This window comes from Microbacterium sp. RU33B (genome assembly GCF_900155915.1).
In the GTDB taxonomy this organism is placed as follows: Bacteria; Actinomycetota; Actinomycetes; order Actinomycetales; family Microbacteriaceae; genus Microbacterium.
Genome location: NZ_FTPO01000002.1, coordinates 304857 through 324947 on the forward strand (window position 1 = coordinate 304857; position 20091 = coordinate 324947).

Here is a 20091-nt window from a genome sequence, read left to right on the forward strand (position 1 = left end):
ACCATGACCGGATGCGCCGCGCTCCTTTCCTCCTCGCCGTCCCGCTCGCCCTCGTGCTCGCGCTCACGGCGTGCGGGGCGCCCGCACCCTCGGAGTCCGGCTCACGCCCACCGTCGGCGACCGCGAGTCGCACCCCGTCGCCGACCGCGAGCGCAACGGCCACCGCCACGCCCGCCCCCGACGAATCCGCACCCGCCGAGAGCGAACCCGTCGATCCGGGTCCGGACGGCCCCCCGCAGCCGATCCCGAGCACCGACCCCGCGTCGCTGGACTGGTTCGGGCTCGACAAGAACGCCGTCACCGGCAGCTGCCAGACTGCCCTCGCGGAGAACTTCCCCGGCGGCTCGATCGATCCCGCCCCCTCCACATCGGGACGCTCCGAAGAGACCGTGGTGTGGTTCAACTGGATCGTGCGCGCGTACGGCGACGCCCCCGACTTCGCGGCGACCTGCCAGCTCGGCCTCGACGGCACCTCGATCACCTCGGTCTTCGTCACCGTCCAAGACATCTGACCCCACGCGAAAGCCGGCCCCGCCCTCAGGGCAGGACCGGCTTCGGCAGCATGCTCAGGCGACCGGGTCGACCTGGCGTCCGGTGACTTCTTCGATCACGTCGTCGCCCGGACGGATCTCGTCGAACGGCGCATCGATCTCGGCGCGCTCCAAGAGCTCCGACATCCGGCGGCGACGCTGACGCGTGACGAGCGTCACGACCGTGCCCGCGCGACCCGCGCGACCCGTGCGGCCCGAACGGTGCAGGTAGGTCTTGTACTCGTCCGGCGGGTCGGCCTGGATCACGAGGTCGATGTCATCGACGTGGATGCCGCGCGCGGCGACGTCCGTCGCCACCAGGACGTCGACACGACCCGAGGTCATGCGCTCGAGGTTGCGTGTGCGCTTGGCCTGGTTCAGATCGCCGTGCAGGGCGAGCGCGCGGATGCCGACGTCGTCGAACTGCTCGGCGAGCATCTCGGCGTAGGCGCGGGTGCGCGTGAACACGAGCGTCTTGCCGGGGCGGTCGACGAGCGAGGTGAGGATCTCCGCCTTGTCGCGGTGATCGATCACGAGCACGCGGTGCTCGATCGTGCCGGAGTCCTGGTCTTCGCCGGCGACCTCGTACACGGCGGGCTCCACGAGGAACTCGTCGACGAGCGAGGCGACCTCGCGGTCGAGCGTGGCGGAGAAGAGGAGCTTCTGCGATCCGTCGGCCGTCAGGCGCAGGATGCGCTGCACGGGCTCGAGGAACCCGAGCTCGCACATGTGGTCGCCCTCGTCGAGCACCGTGATCCGGATGTCGGAGAGGTCGAGCTTGCCCTGCTTCTCGAGGTCTTCGATGCGACCGGGCGTGCCGATGATGATGTCGACGCCCTTCTTCAGTGCGCCCACCTGGCGCGCCTGGGGGACACCACCGTAGATCTGCGTCGTGAAGAGGCCGACCGAGCGCGCGATGGGCTGGATCGTGCGGTCGATCTGCAGTGCGAGCTCGCGGGTCGGGGCGAGGATCAGTGCCTTCGGGGAACGGCCGAACTCGCGACGCTGTCCCTTCTGGCTCTTCAGGATCGACTCCACGAGGGGGGCTCCGAAGGCGATCGTCTTGCCCGAGCCGGTGCGTCCGCGCGCGAGCACGTCCTTGCCGTCGAGGATCGCGGGGATCGTGGCGGCCTGGATCGGGAACGGCGTCGCCGCGCCCATGTCGCTCAGCTCGCGGACGATGTTGTCGCCGAGGCCCAGATCGCCGAAGGTCGTGTCGGCGACCTCACCGGCCTGGATGGCCTCGGCCTGGAGACGCTCGTGCACGACGTCGACGTGGTCCTGGTGCGCCTTCGGCTTCGTCTCGGCCGCCCAGTCCGAACGCGCGGGGCGCTCGTTGTCACGACGCGGGCGGTCGGTGCGCGGACGGTCGTCGAACGACCGAGCCGGACGGTCGGTGCGCGGACGGTCATCCCGGTCGTAGCGGGGCCGCTCCGTACGCGCCGGGCGCTCGCCCGCATCACGGCGAGGACGGTCGTCGAACGACCGAGCCGGACGCTCCGTGCGCGGACGGTCATCCCGGTCGTAGCGGGGCCGCTCCGTACGCGCCGGGCGCTCGCCCGCATCACGGCGAGGACGGTCGTCGAACGACCGAGCCGGACGCTCCGTGCGCGGACGGTCATCGCGGTCGTAGCGGGGCCGCTCCGTACGCGCCGGGCGGTCGCCCGCATCACGGCGAGGACGGTCGTCGAACGAGCGCGGCGGGCGCTCGTCGAAGCTGCGACGCGGCCGGTCGCCGAAGTCGCGGGGCGGACGCGCGTCGCCGAACTCCTTGCGCGCCGGGCGCTCGGTCCAGCGATCGTTCGTGCGAGGGCGCTCCGAGGCGTCGCGGCGCGGCGCGCGGTCTCCCGTCCGGGGGGCGCGGTCGTCGAAACGGCGGGGCGCGCGGTCGTCGAAACGGCGCGGGGCGCGGTCATCGCGGGAGTACGGTGCGCGGGCGTCGGACTCGCGGCGAGCGGGACGCTCGTCGCGAGAGGAACGCGGACGCTCGCCACCGGCATCGCGGCGCGGACGGTCGTCACGGTCGCCGCGACCGCCCTGGGCCTGGGAGCGGATGCCGCGCGACTCGTCGCGGCCCGCGCGCTCCTGCGCGGTCCAGCGGCGCTTCGCCGGGGCGTCCTCGGCCTCGGGGCGGTACCCGCGGTGGCCGGCGCTCCTGCTGCCGGTGGTGCCGGCGGACGCCTCACCCGGACGACGCTTGCGGTCCTGGTACGAGGTCTTCGCGCCGTAGCGCGGTTCGAAGTTCTTGGCGGCTCGACCGCCGGCCGGCTTCTTGCTCTTGGGCATGGGGTGTCCTTCTGGGTTCTCTGCGCACGAGAACAGCGCCCGCACGCATGCGGGCAACCCGAACATTCGTCGGCCGGGGCCATTCACAGTGATGGTTCATGCACACCTGATCGGTGCTCACCATCGGCCCTCAGGACTCACACACCCTTCCGCGATCTCGTCGCGGGGTCCAGAGCCGACCGCCCTACACTACCGGGGGCACCTGAGAGAAAGCCTCCCTGCATTTATCGAGCCTCATCGCGGTACGCTGTCAGGGTCGGTGAAAGCCGTCACCGCTGGGGAGCCCTGCCCGCCACCGGCGACACTGTCACATCGGGACCGCTGCTGGGGAGGCGGAGGCTCCGGATGGGACTGTTGCCGCATACACACCCCCCCGGTGACCCCTTGAGCCTTCTCGACATCTCCCCGCACCCTCCCGCTCTCGTCCTGCGAGCGAAAGCGGCCATCGCGCCGCCGACGCGCGCCTCTCCTATGCCTCCGTCTCATCTGCTCGCCCGCTGGGCCACCGCCATCCTCGTCGTCGGCGTGTTCCTGGCGATCCTCACGACCCGCGACTCCGTCTGGTGGGGTCTGCACTTCTCCCAGCTCGGCACGTTCGGCGACACCTCCTCGCGCCTGTTCAACGGAGCGACCCTGGCGGCCGGCATCCTGCTGTCGGCCTACGGCACCGTGATCGGCGCCGATCTCCCCGCGACCATGACCCGACGCCGCAAGCTCTGGATCCAGCGATCGCTCATCTCTGCGGGCGCGTTCCTGTCGCTCGTCGGCCTCGTTCCCATCCCCCTCTGCCCTCCGCTGCACGACATGATCGCGCTCGGACTGGTGCTCTCCTTCGTCTCCCTCATCGCCTCCTCCGTGCGATGCACCGGCCTGACGCGGGAGTTCCAGCGCTTCGCGCTGATCGGACTGATCATCCTCATCGCGGGGATGATCCTCCTCTTCAGCCACGTCATCACCCTCGCGGCCTACGAGCTCGCCGCCTTCGGCACCATGGGCGTCTGGCTCCTCCGTCTGCCCCTGGCCCTGCCGGTCCGCGCCCACGAGCCGGCCGAGTCCGCCGAGCCGGCGACGGCCCCGTCCGTCCGCGCCCCCCGCACTCCCTCCCACCAGGTGCCGCGCGCCTCCGTCGTGCTCTCCGGACCGGCGACCGCCCCGCGCCGCGTGCACCACGTGCGCCCGGTGTCATCTCCCCGCCCGCCCCGCCGGACCGTGCGAGCACACCAGGCGGCCCGCGGCTCGATCCGCGGCGGACCCCGAGCCTCCCGGTCGCGCGGCGTCAGCGCTCGTCGCTGACCGCCCCGCACTGCCCGCAGGACACACGCGCGTCACACGCGCGACCGACAATGGATGCATGGTCGAGTCCGAGGCATCCCACCCCATCACCGTCGCCATCGAGCGCCGCATCGACCCGACCCGGGCGATCGAGGCCACGAGCTGGATGCAGGCCGGCACCGACCTCGCCGCGGGCTTCACCGGCTTCCTCGGCTCGGGCTGGGTGCGCGCCGGTGAGACGAGCGACCTCTGGTACATGCTCTACCGCTTCCGCGACATCCCGACCCTCGAGGCCTGGGAGCAGTCGCCCCAGCGCGAATGGTGGCTCGAGTCGGGTCACGCGTTCGCGCGGGAGGTGCGCGTCGAGCGACGCACGGGCATCGAGGGCTGGTTCGACGCCCCGTTCGCCACGCACATCGAATCGCGGACGACGACGGATGCCGCCCCGGCGACGGGTCCGATCCAGCAGCCCATCCCGGCAGCGCCTCCGCGGTGGAAGCAGGCCGTGACGATCTGGCTGGGGTTCTTCCCGACGAACCTGCTCGCCTCCTGGCTGCTGGGCTTCGTCCCCGGCTTCGTCGAGTGGCCGCTGTGGGCCCGCGTGCTGCTGGCGACGGTGCTCCTCACACCCGTCATGACGTACGCGGTGCTCCCCTGGGTGACCCGGATGCTCCGCCCCTGGCTGCAGCGCGGGCGCGCGTAGCCCCGGTCCGAGCCGGCGGCGCGCCCAATCAGCTGCGGCGGAGGTCGCGACGCGTCCGGCGCTCCTGCACGACGGGCGCGGAGGAGGGCAGGCCCCCCGCGAGGGCGGGCTCGCCGGCGGACGGCCCGGCATCCGGAGCATCCCGGCCGTCGAGTTGCGCAGCATCCGTCCCGCCGTTCCTGCGGGCCGCACGACGCTCCTTCGCGCCCTCGACGAGGTTGTACAGCGTCGGGAGCACGAGCAGCGTCAGGACCGTGGACGACACGAGTCCGCCGATCACGACGATCGCGAGCGGCTGCGAGATGAACCCGCCGTGCCCGGTGATGCCGATCGCCATCGGGGTGAGGGCCAGGATCGTCGCGAGCGCGGTCATGAGGATCGGGCGGAGGCGTCGCGCGCCGCCGGCGATCGTCGCGTCGTAGGCCGACAGGCCCTTCTCGCGGTACTGGTTCACGAGGTCGACGAGCACGATCGCGTTCGTGACGACGATGCCGATGAGCATCAGGACACCGATGAGCGAGGCGACGCCGAGGGGCACGCCCGTGATGATCTGCAGCAGGATCGCTCCGGTCGCCGCGAAGGGCACCGAGATCAGCAGGAGGAGCGGCTGGCGGAGCGACTTGAAGGTCGCGACCATGACGATGTAGACGATCAGGATCGCGGCGAGCATCGCGAGCCCGAGCTGCGCGAACGCGTCCTGCTGCTGGGTCACGACACCGCCGAGCTCGGCGTCTGCGCCCGTGGGCAGATCGACGTCGGCGAGCGCGGTCGTGACGGTGGCGGATGCCTCGTTCAGCGCGTCGCCGCTGGGCGTGACGGTGACGGTCGCGGTGCGCTGGCCGCGCTGCGTCGTGATCGAGGTCGGGCCCTGGCTCTCCTCGACCGTCGCGACGGCATCGAGGCGGATCACACCGGTCGCGCTCGGGATCTCGAGCGCCCGGAGTTCGTCGATCGTCGCGGGCACGGCGTCCTTCGCCAGGTACACCGTCAGTCCGGTGCCGTCGATCTCGACGGTGCCGATCGAGCGGGGCTGCATGGTGTTCGCGACGAGCGCCCCGACGGCGACCTCCGAGAGGCCGAGCGAGGCGGCCGTGTCGCGATCCACGGTCACGGCGACGTACGGAAGGGATGCGGCGAGGTTCGAGGTGACCTGGTCGAAGCCGTCCTGGCCATCGAGAGCCGTCACGACCAGGTCGGTCGCCTCCTGCAGGGTGGCGGCATCCGGTGCCGTGACATCGACTTCGATGTCGCTCGATCCGAACCCTCCGCCACCGGCGGCCACCGTGATCGTGCCGACGTCGTCGAGGTCGGCGACGGCCTCCTGGACGGCGGTGCGCACGGCATCCTGATCGGCGTCGGGATCGGTCGTGATCGAGTACGTCACACCGCTTCCGCCGCCGGAGAACGCGTCGCGCAGGGCCGATCCGGACGAGCCGATCGAGGTCTGCACGCTCTCGATGCCCTCGATGTCGACGATGGCCGCTTCGACCTTCGCCGCGGCGGCGTCCTCGGCGTCGAGGCTCGCCGACGGGCCGACCTCCTGCGTCATCGTGAACGTGTTCTGGCCGGAGTCGCCGAGGAAGTTGAGCTTCATGAAGGGCGCGGCCGCAGCCGTGCCGGCGAGGACGAGCACGGCGAGGAGCAGCGTCACCCACGAGTGCCTGAGCGTCCAGCGGAGGATCGGCAGGTACGAGCGCTGCAGTCGCGACGGGGGCGCGGCGGGGTCTTCCGGATCGATCTCCTGGCCGGCGTCGTCGAGCAGCGGCTTGCCGGGGCGGAGGAACCAGTAGGCCAGCACGGGCACGATCGTCAGCGCCACGAAGAGCGATGCGAGCATCGCGATCGTGACCGTGAGCGCGAACGGGCGGAACAGCTCGCCCGTGACGTCGCCGACGAACGCGATCGGAAGGAACACGGCCACGGTCGTGATGGTCGACGCGGTGATCGCGGCGGCGACCTCGCGCACGCCGAGCAGGATCGAGGCCTTCTTGTCGGCCGTGCCGACGTAGTGGCGCTTGATGTTCTCGATGACGACGATCGAGTCGTCGACGACGCGTCCGATCGCGATCGTGAGCGCGCCGAGGGTGAGGATGTTGAGGGAGTAGCCGAACGCCTGGATGCCGACGAACGTGATGAGCACGCTCGTGGGGATGGAGATGGCGGTCACGAGCGTCGAGCGCACCGACATCAGGAAGATCAGGATCACGATGACCGCGAAGACGAGGCCGAGCAGGCCCTCCTGCGCGAGCGCCTCGATCGACTGCTCGATGAACGGCGCCTGGTCGAAGATGACCGTGAACTGCGCCTCCGACCCGATCGCGTCCTGAAGATCGGGGAGCGCTGCGGTGACGGCGCGCGACACGTCGACGGTGTTCGCGGCGGGAAGCTTCGTGACGGCGATCGTGACGGCCGGCTCGCCGTCGACGCGCGAGATCGAGGTCACGGGATCCTGCGCCTGGACGACCGCGGCGACGTCGCCGATCGTGACGGCACCGGCCTGGAACTGCGCGGCATCCGACGGCACGAGCGGGAGGGCGGCGAGCTCGTCGACCGAGGTGATCTTCGCGCCGGTCTGCACCGTGAGGGTCTGGTCGCCCTCGGTCACGGTGCCGCCGGGGAACAGCACGCCGTTCTGATCGAGCGCGTCGGTGATCGCCTCCTGGGAGTAGCCCTTCTCGGCCAGCAGCGCCGGGTCGGGGGTGATCGTGATGCGCTGGCCGCGGCCTCCGACGATCTGCGCAGCGCCCACGCCGTCGATGTCTTCGATGTCGGGGATGGCGGAGGCCTCGAGCTGGGCCTGGATCGTCTCCTCGTCGTCGTAGCCCGTGACGGCGATCTGGATGACCGGCAGATCGTCGATCGAGAACGACACCACGTTGGGCTCGACGCTCTCGGGCAGCGTGCTCTTGATGCGGTTGATCGCCTGCAGGATCTTCTGCTCGGCCGTCGCGAGGTCGGTGCCGTACGTGAAGGACGCCTGGATGATCGAGGCGTTCGTCGTGCTCGTGGCCGTCGTCGACTCGAGTCCGGGGATGCCCTGGATGGCGGTCTCGATGGGCGTCGACACGTCGTTGTTCACGACATCCGGCGACGCACCGGGATAGGTCGTCACGACCGACAGCTGCGGGAACTCGATCGAGGGGATCAGCTCCTGCTTGAGGCTCGTGAGCGCGAGGCCGCCGAAGATGGCGGCGACGATGGTCACCAGGGCGATGAGGGCACGGTTCTTGAGACTCAGGACGGCGAGATTGAACACGAGGGCCTTCGCAGGAGGAGGTGGGCGCCGCCGGGTTGCTGTGGGCGGTCGATACGCGGGTGTATCGGGTTCAGTATCCCATCGGGCATCCTGTGTTCTCGCCCGGAATCTCCGCGGAGTCGTCAGGTCGGCTGCAGTGCCGTGCGCAGAAGCGCGGGCGCGGCCTCCCGCAGCTCGTCGACCGCCGAGGCATCCCCCCGCAGGTAGCGGATGAGCGTGTTCTGGAACAGGCCGTCGAACAGGCCGTAGGCGAGTGTCGGAGCCAGCGCCGGTGCGCGACCTTCGAGCTCGGCGTAGCGCACCACCACCGCCCAGACCATGTCGTGCAGGAGGGCGTCGATCCGCACGATCGTGTCGCGGAACCCCTCCGTGAAGAGCGCCTGGTTGCGAAGGTCGTACCAGAGACGATGCAGGGATGCCTCGTCGCGCATCGTCGTCGACATCTCGAGCCCGAAGCGCTCGGCGAACTCCTCGCTCGTCTGCGCCGTCTCGATGATGGGGTCGTAACGCCGCGCGCACTCCGACTTGTAGTTCCACACCGCGAGGGCGACCAGGTCGTCCTTGTCGTCGAAGTAGTAGTGGAGCGATCCGTGGGAGAGCTCGGAATGCTGGGCGATGTCACGCATGCCCGTGCGGGCATATCCGCGTTCCGCGATCGCGGCGAGGGCGGAGGCGGCAAGCATCTGTCGGCGCTGACCGAACTTGTCGACACTGGCTCGGTCCGCACGCTCCATCGCTGTGCTCATGATCCCCGCGACCTCCTCAGGGCGATGATACGCCCCCCGACCAGCAGATTTCATGATCTTCAGGTCACGATCAAGACACTTGTCCAAAGAACACTTGTCATTCGTCCAGTTTTCTGATCTGCTGATCCCTGGCCATCGGACGGATGGCGCCGGACCGCGCATCGCGCACCGGCGCCGTGGGTCCGAATCCGTCGCCGGCTCCGGCCGGCGCGGCGGCGGGGCAGGCGTATCCGGGGGGACGACGCCGCCCCGCTGGATCCACATCCGCTCCGAAGGAGGACTGATGCTGGTGAGAGACACTCCCGACACCGTGATCCCCGAGACGAGCGATGCGCGCCTGCTGAGTGCGTCGGGCGACCTCGCCGACGTGCTCTTCGCGCGGCGAGTGGACGCCACCCAGCGCACGCTGCTCGACTACGGCATCACGACGGGAGACGTCGTGGCCGCCCGGCTCTCCGATCGTGGCGAGGTGCTCGTGCTCGTGTTCGCCGCACGACGGCTCGGGGCCAGCGTCGCGCTCATCGACCCCGCCAAAGGGCCGGTCGCGACGACGCGTGCCGTGCGCGCATCGGCAGCCGCGCTCCTGGTGGTCGATCGCGGCGTCGATCCCGCTCGGACGATCGCCCGCGGGCTCGTGGCGGTCGTCGCGACGGTCGACCACGTGGTCCACGACGCCGCGGCCTGAACCGCTACGAGAAGAGCCGCCCGACGGCGAGCCCCACGGCTGCGGCCACGACCGCGAGCACGAGCGTCGCGATCAGATTCGCGGACGCCCACGACCGTCGCCCGCGCTGCGCGAGCAGCGCCGTCTCGACCGACACCGTGCTGAACGTCGTGTAGCCGCCCAGCAGCCCCGTGCCGACGACGACGATCCAGTCGCCGGCGAACGTCGAGGCGATTCCGGTCGCGAGCCCGAGCACGAACGAGCCGGACACGTTGACGAGCAGGATCCCCAGCGGAAAGGCATCCGTCCGCCCCCGCATCACGGTCGCGTCGACGACGTACCGAAGCCCCGCGCCGAGGCCTCCGGCGATCGCGACGGCGAGGAAGAGCGGCCAGCCGGTCATCGCGTGCGTCCTCTCACTCGGCGTCCTCCGGAATCGCCGCGGGGGTGGCGCCCCCGCGTCCGACGCGCAGTCCGAGAGCGGCGCACGCCACGCCGCCGACGACCGACACCGCGGCGAGCGCGAGGCCGACCAGGGGTGCGGCGGTGAAGACGTCGACGGTCTGCACGGCGAACGCGCTGTAGGTGGTGAACCCGCCGAGCACGCCGGTGCCGAGGAAGGCGCGCAGCCGTGGGCGGGTGTCGCCCAGGCGTGCCACGACGAGGCCGAGCGCGAACGAGCCGAGGAGGTTGACCGCGAGCGTCACCGACGGCACCGCGAGGGGGTGGGCGTCGGCGGCCCACGGCAGCACCACCGCGGCACGCAGGGCGACGCCGATCGTTCCGCCGGCGATCACCATCAGCAGCGACGGGATCGACACGGCGCGGACGGAAGGCACGGCGTCAGGCTACGCCGATCCCTTTCTGAGCAGCGCGCGGATCGCGGACTCCGGCGAGACCCCGAGTTCCAGGAGTCGGCCTTTCTCGTATCTGGCGAACACCCGCGGGTCGATGTACGAGCTCCGCGCGACGGCCGGCGTGTTGCCGAGGGCCTCCGCCGTCGCCTGCACCGCGAGGTTCTCGGCGCGCTTGCGGTCGCGCGCCGTGTCGACGGTGCCGATCCGCGCCAGCGCCTCCGCCGCCAGGATCGTGCCGCGGAGGGTGCGGAAGTCCTTCGCCGTGAAGGTCCCTCCGGTGAGGGCCCGGATGTGCGCGTTGACGTCGCCCGGCGAGAGCGCGGAGCGTCGACGGCCCTTGTCGTAGGCCAGCAGCGGAGACCCCCGGCGTCCCGCCGCAAGGAGCTCGATCGCGGCGGCGAGGTCGGCGTCGTCCACCTCGAGGAAGGCGCGCTTCCCGCTCTTGGCCGGGAAGGACAGGGTGATGACGGATGCCTCCACCACGGCGTCCCGTCGCTGCAGCGTGGTGAGACCGCGGCTGCCGTGGCGTTCCAGGTAGCGCGACGATCCCATGCGGGGCGCCGCCTGGTCGAGCAGGCGGAACGCCGCGGAGAGCACGCGCTCCCGATCGAGCTCTGCGCGGCGGAGCCCCGTCGTCACCTTCCCGCGGGCACGGGGCAGGGCCTCGGCGAGCTGCAGCGCCCGCGCGAACTTCCCCCGGTCGCGTCGGGCCCGCCAGCCCGCGTGGTACAGGTACTGCTTCCTGCCCGCCTCGTCGGTTCCGACCGCCTGGATATGCCCCTGGGGATCGCGCGCGATCCACACGTCGACCCACGCGGGCGGGATCACGAGGTCGTGGATGCGTTCGCGATCTTCGTCCGACGCCGCCTGCCCGCGGGCGTCGACGTAGCGGAAGCCTGCTCCCGCGCGAAGGCGGCGGAAGCCGGGGTCGTCGCCCGGCCGCACACGCACGAGACCGGCCATCCCTGCACGCTACGCCGTGCAAGTTCACGGAAAGTGGGGCTTGACAGCCGGTATCACCGTCGCCAAGGGCCCGTCAACCCCCCGCGAAGGGCCCCTCGATCGTGCCAACGTGGAAGCACTGCCCGAGAGGCACGCCGCCCCACCCCGGCGGCCAAGACTAGGAGGCCCCCTTGAACATCGCCCTCATCATCATCATCGTCGTCGCCGTCGTGCTCGCCATCGTCGGCGGGCTGAACGCCGCACTCAACTGGCTGCTGTGGGTCGCGCTCGTCGTGGCCGTCATCGCCCTCATCGCCTTCCTCTTCCGGGTCATCAGCGGTCGCAACCGCACCTGATCTTCGAAGAGACGGATGCCCCGGCCCCTCAGGGTCGGGGCATCCGTGGTTTCCGCGCCCTACATGCGGGTCGCGGCGTACACCCGCAGCGCATCGCGCACGAACTCGGCGCCCTTCGGGCCGCCGTAGTTCTTCGCGAAGCGCGGATCCGCGACGTACATGTCGCCGATGGAGGCGACGTACGCCTTCGCGTCGTCGCCCGGCTCAGCTGCGGGCGTGCCCGGGATGCCGGTCAGCCACTCGACGTGCCGCCCGGCCAGCGCCTGCGCCTCCTCGGAATCCGGCGCGATCCCGGCATCCGCCGCGACGATCCAGTCCGAGTGGAGGTCGGCGACGCGCCCCCTGAACGCCGACTGCGCGTCGGCGTCCATCGACCGCCACCACGCGTCGCTCCGCGCGTACGTGTCGGCGCCCCAGCGCTGTTCGACCTCGTCCCGGTACTGCGTGTGGTCGAAGCCGTCGAACATCTTCTCTGCCATGAGTCGTTCACCTCCTCTCATCGCCTCGATGGTGGACTCGACCGCCGCGATCTGCCGCGACAGCCGGTGCTGCTCCTCGCGCAGCCACGAGAGGTGGCCGACGAGCGCGCGCTCCTCCGAGGTCTCGCGAGCGAGCACCTCGGAGATCTGCGAGAGGCCCAGCCCGAGGTCCCGCAGCAGCAGGATGCGCTGCAGCCGCACCAGGGACGCCTCGTCGTAGTGGCGGTATCCGTTCGGGCCGATGCTCGACGGCGCGAGCAGTCCGACCTCGCCGTAATGGCGCAGGGTTCTGCTCGTCGTGCCGGCGATCTTCGCGATCTGCTGGATCGACCACTCCATGTCGGCTCCTCCTCTCGTGTGAGCACCACGCTAAAGGTTGACGTGGCGTCAAGGTCAAGGCGGATTCCTGGGAGTTGGGCGACATGGCTTGACTAACTCGCGATATATCGTGTTACTCTCATCACATCACGATATATCGCGAAACGACCCTCAACAGAACCCGACAGGGAGAAGGAACAATGACTCTCGAGAAGTGGATCATCCACCCCGGCGAGACCCGCGTCATCGACGTGGAGGCCGTCCGGACCCTGAAGGTGGGCCTCGTCGGCGGCCAGATCGACGTCGTCGCCCATGACGAACCCGGCGCCCGCATCGAAGTGCACGGCGTCACCGTCAAGGACCTCCGCATCGAGGTGTCCGGCGACGTCGTGGAGATCGACCACCCGCAGCTGCGCTGGGACAACTTCCTCGAGGTGTTCCGCAACTTCGGCGCCGGCGGCCCCAAGGCCGAGATCAGCGTCGCGGTCCCCCGCTCCGTCGCCCTCACCCTGGGCGTCGTCTCGGCCAGCGCCCTGGTGGCAGGCCTGTCGACCGACGCGAAGCTCAACACCGTCTCGGGCGACATCCTGGTCGACGGCCTCCGCGGCGACCTGTCGGTCAACGCCGTCTCGGGCGACGTGCAGGTGCGCGGTCTCGAAGGCGCCCTGAGCGCCAACAGCGTCTCGGGCGATGTCGCGGCCACCGGCACGATCCGCAAGGCGACGATCGACACGGTCTCCGGGGCGATGCTCGTCGATTCGAGCGGCCCCATCGCCACCGTCAACCTGAACACCGTCTCCGGCGGCTCGACGATCCGCCTCGACGAGGGCTTCCCCGCAAACTACGTCACCCGCAGCGTGAGCGGACGCGTGCAGATCGACGGCGTCAAGCGCTCGACCTCGACGCCGACGAACTACGTCGACTCCGTCGGCGAGCTGAGCGGCATGTTCGCCGACGTGCGCGCGAACTCCGTGTCGGGAGACATCACCGTGCTCCGCCGCCCCGTCGCCGCCGCCCCGGTCGTGGAAGAGGGGGAATGGTGATGAGTCCCGTCTTCTCGCACGGCGACCTCCGCCTGTACCTGCTGAACCTGCTCGACGAGGGCCCGCGGCACGGGTACGACATCATGCAGGCCCTGTCGGACCGCACCGGCGGCACGTACACGCCCAGCGCCGGAACGATCTACCCCCGCCTCGCCAAGCTCGAGGAGGAAGGGCTCGTCACCAAGTCCATCGACGGGCGGAAGACCGTCTACGAGATCACCGAGGCCGGCCGTGCCGAAGTCGCCTCGCGGGCGGGCGACCTCGAAGGCATCGAAGCGGGGCTCACCGACAGCGTGCGCCTCATCGCCGACGAGGTCCGCGGAAGCGTGCGCGAGGCGATGAAGAGCCTCCGCGCCGATCTGGCTGCGGCGACGCGCGACGAGCGTGCGGCCGCCGCCTCCGCTCCTCCGCCGGGCGACGACCCCCGGGTGCAGAGTCGCGAGCAGATGCACCGCGCCGAGGCATCCATCGCCGAGTTCCGCGCACAGGTCCGCAGCGACCTCCGCACGCACCTCGCGCGCGGAGGCGAGCTGGCGGCCTCGGTCGTCGACGACCTCACCGGTGCGCTCGACGAGGCTTCGCGCAACCTCACCCGGATGCTGCGCGGCGGCTGATCGGGTCGGAGACCGGAGGAGATTCCAGGACGACACGCCCTCGGCCGCGGCCGGACGGCGTGTCGTCCTACATCTTCGACGGCGTCGCGCGGCACATCGGCCGCGACGGCGTCAGACGGGCCAGATCTCCTCGTCGTCCGGCACGGGCTCGCCGAGCGGGACGACCAGGATCGGCCGGTGCTGGCGATGCGCGAGGCGCGCGGCGACGGAGCCCGTGAAGAACTCGCGGATCGACTCGCCGATCCCGCGGCGGCGCGTCCCCACGACGAGGAGTCTCGCGTCAAGCTGCTCGGCGAGGTGCTTCATCGCGAGGGCGGGGTCGCCCACGAGCTGCCGCACGCTCCACTCGACCTCGACGCCGTCGAGGGTCGCGGCCGTCTCCGCCTTCACGGCGGCGAGATCGCTCTCCCCGGCCGCGATGTTCATGTCGATCGGAGCGGAGTGGACGTATCCGTCGGGGTCTTCGTAGGTGACGAAGCGCGACACGTCGACGTGCACCACGAGAAGCGGCACCCGCAGGAGCTTCGCGTACCTCGCGGCTTCTCTCACGACGCGGGACGGCAGCTTCGGCACGACCCCGACGATCACCGCACCGTGCGCCGCATCCTTCGCGCCCGCGTCCGTGACCTCGAATGCCTCATCCGACATGGATCGCCCCTCTCGCCCCGGTGCGGAGCCGCCGGCGCCCGGAAGCTCCGTGTTATTCTGAATGCTACTCTTACCGGCTACAGCCGGATATTGATTGCCCGGGCTTCGGACAGCGGAATGCCCGCAGTCAGCCCGCGACTCAGAAATGAGGGGGTCTCGCATGGGGCGTGGCCGTCAAAAGGCGAAGCACACCAAGATCGCGCGCGAACTCAAGTACGACACGTACAGCGTGAACTACTCCGCGCTCGAGCGTGAGCTCGGCCACCCGTCCGACGATCAGTACGTCGACAAGTGGGCCGACCAGTACGACGAGGGCGAAGACGAAGGCGGACGCAAGTCCGAGGTCGAGTCCGCTCGATAAGCCCTACGCGGCGGAGTTCCGTGCGTCCGCGCGCGCAGCGCGGCGGGCTCGCCACCAGGTCCAGAACCGGTCGAGCTGACGCTTGAGCCACTGCGCGACGCGACGGGCCCAGTGGAACTCGGTGCCCAGCACCGCGAGGCCGAGGAACACGACGAGCCAGCCGGGCCCTGGGAGGGGCACCAGCAGCAGGCCGCCGACGGTGAGCACTCCGCCGAAGACGCCCACCGCTGCGCGGTAGGCGACGTCGAGACGCGGATGCCGGGCCACCCACGCGCGCACGGAGCGCAGCACGCGGCGGATCGGACGGTCGGGACGCTCCCCCTCCGCGATCTCGGCGCGGACGGTGCGTTCCAGGGAAGCATCGGACATGTGCCGAACCTAACACGATATATCGCGATGAAGCTGTGAGCTTTCCCGGATCACCAGGAGCCGTGACGGCTCTCCCACTCGTCCTCGACCGTGCGGCGGCGGGCTGCGACGATCCCCGCCGGCACGGCGGCGCTCACCACCACGGCCAGCACCACGAGCGGCCCCGTCCACGACCCCGTGGCGTCGTACAGGATGCCGACGGAGACCGGGAACACCGCCACGATGGCGTAGCCGATGCTCTGCACGAAGCCGCTGAGCGCGACCGCGCCCTCGTGGGTGCGGGAACGGAGCCCGAGCAGCACGAGCGTCAACGGGAAGAGCAGCGGGCTGAGCCCGAGGAGCGCGACCCACAGCCACGTCGCCGTGGCGGGTGCGACGAGGAGCCCACCGACGCCCGCCAGCCCCGTCACGACCGACACCGCGAACAGCGCCCTCGTGGCGTGGAACCGCGCGACCAGGATCGGGACGACGAGCGAGGCGGGCAGCCCCATCGCCGCGAAGAGCGACAGGAGCGCGCCCGCCTGCGCCGGGGTCACGCCCGCGATCTCCACGAGGATCTGCGGCAGCCACGCGAACGAGACGTAGGCCAGCGTCCCCGAGACGGTGAAGGCGACGACCAGGGCCCACGCGAGCGGAAGGCGCCACATCCGTCCGAAGACCGCGGCGTTCGCCCCTTCGAGTCGGCCGTCGTCCGAGTTCCGCGTCCGTACGAGGAGCGCGATCCACGGGATCATCGCCGCGAGGGAGAACACCGCCCACATGCCCAGCGACGCACGCCAGCTCACGGCATCGGCTACCGGCACGGCCACGAGCGCAGGCAGGAACGTCGACACGGCGAGCAGCATCGAGTAGAGGGTCGTGACGAGGCCGACGCGGTCGGGGAAGTACGTGCGCACGAGGGGCGGCAGCAGCACGTTGCCGATGCCGACGGCGGCGAAGATGATCGCGGTCGAGCCCAGCAGGGTCAGTCCGGAGGAGGAGAAGCCACGCGCGATGAGTCCGACGGCGGCCACGGCCATCGCGATCACCGCGAGCCGCTCGAGACCGAGACGGCGCTCGAGCTGCGGTGTGAGCAGCCCGAAGACCGCGTAGCAGACGGGCGGCGCGGTGCCGATGAGCCCCACGATCGCCGGTGAGAGGGCGAAGTCGCGGTCGATGTGGTCGATGACGGGCGAGAGGGATGCCACGGCCGAACGCAGCGAGAACGCGAACAGCACGATGCCCAGCAGGGCCAGGGTGCGCCCGCGCCACAGCGGAAGCGGTGCGGCGGAGCTCATCAGGTCAGCCTAGGGGCGAGGATCCCGCCCCGGTGGGTCACGACTCCTGCGAGCCCTCGACCCATGCCAGATACTCGTCCGACACCGTCCCCGTCACATAGCGGCCGTCGAAGCAGCTCATGTCGAGGTCTTCGACATCCGGCGACCCCTCGAGGATCGCGGCCTTCAGGTCGCTGACCTCCTGATACACCAGGTAGTCGGCCCCCAGCTCCTCGGCGATCTCCGGGATCGTCCGACCGTGGGCCACGAGCTCCTGGCGGGAGGGCATGTTGATGCCGTACACGTGGGGGAAGCGCACCGGCGGCGCGGCGGAGGCGAACGTGACCGACTTGGCCCCGGCATCCCGCGCCATCTGGATGATCTCCTTGGAGGTCGTCCCGCGCACGATCGAGTCGTCGATCAGGAGCACGTTCTTGCCCTTGAACTCGCTCGACATCGCGTTGAGCTTCTGGCGCACGCTCTTCTTGCGCACCGCCTGGCCCGGCATGATGAACGTGCGGCCGACGTAGCGGTTCTTGTAGAAGCCCTCGCGGTACTCGAGGCCGAGCTTGCGGGCCACCTGCATCGCGGCGGGGCGCGACGAGTCGGGGATCGGCATCACGACGTCGATCGACCCGGCCGGGGTGTACTTCGCGATCGTGTCGGCGAGCCGCTCGCCCATCCGCAGTCGCGCTTCGTACACCGAGATGCCGTTCATGATCGAGTCGGGGCGCGCGAGGTACACGTACTCGAACGAGCACGGCGTGAGCTGCGGTGCCTCGGCGCACTGCTTCGTGTGCAGGTGCCCTTCGAGGTCGATGAACACCGCTTCGCCCGGCTCGACGTCGCGCACGACCTCGAAGCCCGCGTTCTCGAGGATGAGCGACTCGGATCCGACGATCCACTCGTAGCCGCCCTCGTCCGACACGCGCGTGCCGATGATGAGGGGACGGATGCCGAACGGGTCGCGGAAGGCCAGGAGACCGTAGCCCGCGATGAGCGCGATGGTCGCGTACGACCCCTCGACGCGCTCGTGCACGCGGCTCACCGCCTGGAACACCTCGTCGGGGCCGAGCTCGAGGCCCGAGATCGAGGACTGCAGCTCATTGGCGAGCACGTTCACGAGCAGCTCGGTGTCGGACGTCGTGTTGAGGTGGCGCCGGTCCTTGTGGAACAGCTCCTGGGTGAGCTCGCGGGTGTTGGTGAGGTTGCCGTTGTGCACGAGGACGATGCCGTACGGCGCGTTCACGTAGAACGGCTGCGCCTCCTCCTCGTTCGACGCGGTCCCCTTGGTGGCGTAGCGCACGTGGCCGAGGCCGATCTCGCCGAGGAGGGCCCGCATGTCGCGGGTGCGGAAGGCCTCGCGCACCTGGCCCTTCGCCTTCGCGATGTGGAAGATGCCGCTGCGCTCGGCGGTCGCGATGCCCGTGGAGTCCTGGCCGCGGTGCTGCAGCAGCAGCAGGGCGTCGTAGATCTCCTGGTTGACGGGGCCCCGTCCGACCATTCCGACGATTCCGCACATGGGTGTTGCTCGCTCCGTCTGTCTCGTGGGGTCTCAGTGGGAGTGGACGTCGCTGAACGAGCCGACCAGGCGCACGGCGCCGCCGTCGACGCCCTTGGCGCCCTGCTCGAACTCGCCGGCGGGACGCGCGCCGGAACGCACGACGCCGACCTGCCAGGCGGCGATGCCGTCTTCGGCGAGCGCCGAGATCGCGGCATCCGCCTTCTCGGGCGACACGACCGCGATGAAGCCGATGCCGAGGTTCCAGGTGCCCTCGGTGCTCTCCAGCGTCAGATCGCCGAGATCGGCGAGCACCCGGAACACCGGAGGCGGCGACCACGTGGAGCGCTCGACCTCCACCCAGGTGTCCTGCGGGATGACGCGCGCCAGGTTGGCCGCGATGCCCCCGCCGGTGACGTGGCTGAGGGAGTGCACGTCGTCGCCGAGCTGGGCGAGGAGGCGCAGGAGCGGACGCGTGTAGAGCCGGGTCGGCTCGAGGAGGGCCTCGCCCCACGTCGTCCCGAACTCCGCGGCGTGGTTGGCGTAGGGGATGCCCGCGCCGGTGACGATGTGCCGCACGAGCGAGTAGCCGTTGGAGTGCAGGCCGCTGGAGGCCAGCGCCAGCACGACGTCGCCGTCGTGCACGCGGTCGGCCCCGAGGATGCGGGAGGCCTCGACGACTCCGGTCGCCGCCCCCGCGACGTCGTAGTCGTTGATGCCGAGCAGACCGGGATGCTCCGCCGTCTCGCCGCCCACGAGGGCGGTGCCCGTCTCCGCGCAGCCGGCGGCGATGCCGCGTACGATGTCGGCGATGCGCTCGGGGAAGACCTTGCCGCACGCGATGTAGTCCGTCATGAAGAGCGGCTTCGCCCCCACGACGACGATGTCGTCGACGACCATTCCGACCAGGTCGAGACCGATCGTGTCGTGCTTGTCGATGGCCTGCGCGATGGCGACCTTCGTGCCGACGCCGTCGGTGCTGCTGGCCAGGAGCGGACGCTCGTACGAGGTCAGCGCGGAGGCGTCGAAGAGACCGGCGAAGCCGCCCACGCCTCCCAGCACCTCCTGCCCGTGCGTGCGCCGGACGGCGGATTTCATCAGCTCGACCGCGAGGTCGCCGGCCGCCGTGTCGACACCGGCCTGCTGATAGGGATTCACCGGGGCTTCGGGGGAGTCTGCGGCCACGGCAACAGCCTACCGGCGGGCCGGGGCGGCGGATGCCCCGGCTCCGGCCGCTCCGCCGCGCCCGACGATCGCGGACCTACAATGAACGGCATGGGCGGCACAGGAGCACCGGAGTGGGTGATCCGCGAGGACGCGGGTCAGCCGGTGCTGGTCGCCCTCTACCTGCGACAGGTGCTCGGCATCCGCTCCCCCGATGAGCTGCCGCACCTGCGCGGCATCCCGCCGCGGGTCAACGACCGCAGCGACGATGCGCAGGCGCTCCTCGAACGGCAGTGGCGGGAGTACTGGGCGATGACGGTCGAGCCCACGGCGCACCCGTCGCCGGTGCCCCTCGACCTCGTCGACGGCTTCCAGACGCTCGTCGCCCTTCCGACGACGGGCTCGGAGACGCTGATCGCCGCGATCACGCCGCACGCGGCCGAGGCCGTGGAGTTCGCCCGGCATGCGCACGAGCGGTACCGCAGCGACGCCGCCGCCAAGCCCGGCGTCTCGTACCGCGCCTACGCCGGGGCCATCGCCGAGCACGAGCGGCGGGTGGGCCGGCGGGCGCACTCGTTCGAGCTCAACGTCCAGGTGCTGCCGCTGTCCCAGCGCGGAGTGTGGTGGATCGGATCGCTCACGATCGCTGTGACCGACGGCTTGCGCGGGGATGTCGCGGCCTTCGACACCGCGATCCACCCGATCATCGCCGAGCTCGCCTGAGGT

General features: G+C 70.5%; 21 protein-coding genes. 9 read left to right on the forward strand and 12 right to left on the reverse strand.

Annotated features, from left to right (window positions below; genetic code table 11):
- The first annotated feature begins 11 nt into the window (after positions 1-11).
- Positions 12-512 carry a hypothetical protein gene (locus B0B14_RS11035; RefSeq protein ID WP_076681706.1) on the forward strand — a complete coding sequence of 167 codons (501 nt, stop codon included), beginning with the start codon at positions 12-14 and terminating at the stop codon, positions 510-512.
- A gap of 54 nt (positions 513-566) precedes the next feature.
- On the opposite strand, the gene B0B14_RS11040 is transcribed toward B0B14_RS11035, so the two are convergent.
- Complete coding sequence (locus tag B0B14_RS11040) at positions 567-2816, reverse strand: DEAD/DEAH box helicase (RefSeq protein ID WP_076681709.1); 2250 nt, start codon at positions 2814-2816, stop codon at positions 567-569.
- 471 nt (positions 2817-3287) lie between these two features.
- Here B0B14_RS11040 and B0B14_RS11045 point away from each other — a divergent pair, with 471 nt between their 5' ends.
- Both B0B14_RS11045 and B0B14_RS11050 read left to right on the forward strand, forming a co-directional pair.
- Positions 3288-4109 (forward strand): hypothetical protein, encoded by an 822-nt coding sequence (locus B0B14_RS11045; protein ID WP_076681712.1) that lies wholly within the window; start codon positions 3288-3290, stop codon positions 4107-4109.
- Between the two features lie 58 nt (positions 4110-4167).
- Complete coding sequence (locus tag B0B14_RS11050) at positions 4168-4791, forward strand: antibiotic biosynthesis monooxygenase (protein WP_076681715.1); 624 nt, start codon at positions 4168-4170, stop codon at positions 4789-4791.
- 28 nt (positions 4792-4819) lie between these two features.
- Here the strand turns inward: B0B14_RS11050 and B0B14_RS11055 are convergent, their stop codons facing one another.
- Both B0B14_RS11055 and B0B14_RS11060 read right to left on the reverse strand, forming a co-directional pair.
- Positions 4820-8047 (reverse strand): efflux RND transporter permease subunit, encoded by a 3228-nt coding sequence (locus B0B14_RS11055; RefSeq protein WP_076681718.1) that lies wholly within the window; start codon positions 8045-8047, stop codon positions 4820-4822.
- 122 nt (positions 8048-8169) lie between these two features.
- Positions 8170-8793 carry a TetR/AcrR family transcriptional regulator gene (locus B0B14_RS11060; protein WP_076681722.1) on the reverse strand — a complete coding sequence of 208 codons (624 nt, stop codon included), beginning with the start codon at positions 8791-8793 and terminating at the stop codon, positions 8170-8172.
- Positions 8794-9076: 283 nt separating this feature from the next.
- Here B0B14_RS11060 and B0B14_RS11065 point away from each other — a divergent pair, with 283 nt between their 5' ends.
- Positions 9077-9478 carry an AMP-binding protein gene (locus B0B14_RS11065; RefSeq protein ID WP_076681724.1) on the forward strand — a complete coding sequence of 134 codons (402 nt, stop codon included), beginning with the start codon at positions 9077-9079 and terminating at the stop codon, positions 9476-9478.
- Between the two features lie 4 nt (positions 9479-9482).
- On the opposite strand, the gene B0B14_RS11070 is transcribed toward B0B14_RS11065, so the two are convergent.
- Genes B0B14_RS11070 through B0B14_RS11080 form a run of 3 tightly spaced genes read right to left on the reverse strand, consistent with a single transcriptional unit; the run spans position 9483 to position 11277 of the window.
- Positions 9483-9860 carry a fluoride efflux transporter FluC gene (locus B0B14_RS11070; RefSeq protein ID WP_076681727.1) on the reverse strand — a complete coding sequence of 126 codons (378 nt, stop codon included), beginning with the start codon at positions 9858-9860 and terminating at the stop codon, positions 9483-9485.
- A 13-nt stretch (positions 9861-9873) separates the two neighbouring features.
- Complete coding sequence (locus tag B0B14_RS11075) at positions 9874-10296, reverse strand: fluoride efflux transporter FluC (RefSeq protein WP_256714366.1); 423 nt, start codon at positions 10294-10296, stop codon at positions 9874-9876.
- A 9-nt stretch (positions 10297-10305) separates the two neighbouring features.
- Positions 10306-11277 carry a DNA topoisomerase IB gene (locus tag B0B14_RS11080; protein WP_076681730.1) on the reverse strand — a complete coding sequence of 324 codons (972 nt, stop codon included), beginning with the start codon at positions 11275-11277 and terminating at the stop codon, positions 10306-10308.
- A 170-nt stretch (positions 11278-11447) separates the two neighbouring features.
- On the opposite strand from B0B14_RS11080, the gene B0B14_RS16580 reads away from it, so the two are divergent.
- On the forward strand, positions 11448-11612 hold the full coding sequence (locus B0B14_RS16580) for a hypothetical protein (RefSeq protein ID WP_179085312.1): 165 nt from the start codon (positions 11448-11450) through the stop codon (positions 11610-11612).
- Positions 11613-11671: 59 nt separating this feature from the next.
- Here the strand turns inward: B0B14_RS16580 and B0B14_RS11085 are convergent, their stop codons facing one another.
- Positions 11672-12430: a MerR family transcriptional regulator gene (locus B0B14_RS11085; RefSeq protein WP_076681734.1), complete on the reverse strand. Its 759-nt coding sequence runs from the start codon at positions 12428-12430 to the stop codon at positions 11672-11674.
- Between the two features lie 179 nt (positions 12431-12609).
- Here B0B14_RS11085 and B0B14_RS11090 point away from each other — a divergent pair, with 179 nt between their 5' ends.
- Complete coding sequence (locus B0B14_RS11090; protein ID WP_076681737.1) at positions 12610-13452, forward strand: DUF4097 family beta strand repeat-containing protein; 843 nt, start codon at positions 12610-12612, stop codon at positions 13450-13452.
- Positions 13452-14066 carry a PadR family transcriptional regulator gene (locus B0B14_RS11095; RefSeq protein ID WP_076682680.1) on the forward strand — a complete coding sequence of 205 codons (615 nt, stop codon included), beginning with the start codon at positions 13452-13454 and terminating at the stop codon, positions 14064-14066. Before B0B14_RS11090 ends, B0B14_RS11095 begins: the two co-directional genes overlap by 1 nt.
- Before the next feature lie 111 nt (positions 14067-14177).
- Here B0B14_RS11095 and B0B14_RS11100 read toward each other — a convergent pair whose 3' ends face one another.
- Entirely contained in the window at positions 14178-14714 is a 537-nt protein-coding gene (locus B0B14_RS11100) for a universal stress protein (RefSeq protein WP_076681740.1), read from the reverse strand.
- Positions 14715-14874: 160 nt separating this feature from the next.
- On the opposite strand from B0B14_RS11100, the gene B0B14_RS11105 reads away from it, so the two are divergent.
- Positions 14875-15075 (forward strand): DUF3073 family protein, encoded by a 201-nt coding sequence (locus B0B14_RS11105; protein WP_076681744.1) that lies wholly within the window; start codon positions 14875-14877, stop codon positions 15073-15075.
- A gap of 3 nt (positions 15076-15078) precedes the next feature.
- On the opposite strand, the gene B0B14_RS11110 is transcribed toward B0B14_RS11105, so the two are convergent.
- Genes B0B14_RS11110 through purM form a run of 4 tightly spaced genes read right to left on the reverse strand, consistent with a single transcriptional unit; the run spans position 15079 to position 19299 of the window.
- Positions 15079-15444, reverse strand: a complete 366-nt coding sequence (locus B0B14_RS11110) for a TIGR02611 family protein (protein ID WP_083710560.1) — start codon at positions 15442-15444, stop codon at positions 15079-15081.
- 50 nt (positions 15445-15494) lie between these two features.
- Complete coding sequence (locus B0B14_RS11115) at positions 15495-16721, reverse strand: MFS transporter (RefSeq protein WP_076681748.1); 1227 nt, start codon at positions 16719-16721, stop codon at positions 15495-15497.
- 37 nt (positions 16722-16758) lie between these two features.
- The gene (gene purF, locus B0B14_RS11120; protein WP_076681750.1) at positions 16759-18222 is read right to left on the reverse strand and encodes an amidophosphoribosyltransferase; all 1464 of its coding nucleotides are present in this window, start codon (positions 18220-18222) and stop codon (positions 16759-16761) included.
- 33 nt (positions 18223-18255) lie between these two features.
- The gene (gene purM / locus B0B14_RS11125) at positions 18256-19299 is read right to left on the reverse strand and encodes a phosphoribosylformylglycinamidine cyclo-ligase (protein WP_372236645.1); all 1044 of its coding nucleotides are present in this window, start codon (positions 19297-19299) and stop codon (positions 18256-18258) included.
- Positions 19300-19476: 177 nt separating this feature from the next.
- Between purM and B0B14_RS11130 the strand changes: the two genes are divergently transcribed.
- A complete protein-coding gene (locus B0B14_RS11130; protein WP_076682683.1) occupies positions 19477-20088 on the forward strand; it encodes a zinc-binding alcohol dehydrogenase in 612 nt (203 codons plus the stop codon).
- Positions 20089-20091 lie beyond the last annotated feature (3 nt).